The following is a 772-nucleotide window of genomic DNA, read 5'->3' as shown; positions in this document are numbered from 1 at the left end:
TCGCGACCGAGTCCGTGCCCGTCGCCGAAGAGTCCGCCGCCGTCGAGTTGGCATGGAAATACTTGATGCCGCCGCCGACATTGATGTTGTTGACGACGGCGCCGATGGCGTCGACGGCCTGGTTGGTGGCGGCGAGCTGCGAACCGTTGATCGCATCGGTCGACGTCGAGCTGATCCGCCCCGCGGCGACATTGGTGATGGTGCGTTCCGCACCGGCCGCGCCGATGCTGACCGTCGAGGTCGGAGTAGTGCCCTGGAAGGCGTAGGTCGTGCCGTTGATCACCGCGCTGGGCGTGCCGACGGCGACGTCGGTGACACTGCCGGAGCCGAGCGCCACGGCGCCTGCGTTGGCGGCGGTGGCGTTGGCGCCCAGCGCCAGCGCATCGACGGCGCTGGCATTCGCTTGCTTGCCGAGAGCGGTCGCTTGAGCGTTGGTTGCGAACGCGTTCTGGCCGATCGCCGTGCTGGACAGGCCTGTGGCATTGGCGTTGGCGCCGACGGCGGTGGCGAATTGGCCCGAGGCCTTGGATATGTAGCCCATCGCCGTTGCGTCGAGCGCCGATGCGACGGCGCCGCTGCCGATGGCCGAGGCGTTGGCGTCGGAGGCGCTCGAATTGACACCGGCCGCGATGGCGTTCGTCCCCGTCGCGACCGAGTCCGTGCCCGTCGCCGAAGAGTCCGCCGCCGTCGAGTTGGCATGGAAATACTTGATGCCGCCGCCGACATTGATGTTGTTGACGACGGCGCCGATGGCGTCGACGGCCTGGTTGGT

At 68.4% G+C, this 772-nt stretch carries 1 pseudogene; it reads right to left on the bottom strand.

Going from position 1 to position 772, the window contains the following annotated elements:
• Positions 1 to 772 (bottom strand): annotated as a pseudogene (locus EN994_RS33840) (calcium-binding protein); the annotation flags it as partial.

The sequence above is a fragment of the Mesorhizobium sp. M7A.F.Ca.CA.002.09.1.1 genome (genome assembly GCF_003998555.1).
GTDB lineage: Bacteria > Pseudomonadota > Alphaproteobacteria > Rhizobiales > Rhizobiaceae > Mesorhizobium > Mesorhizobium ciceri.
The sequence above is the reverse complement of the archived record's forward strand: the minus strand, read 5'-3'. Positions and strand labels throughout refer to the sequence as shown.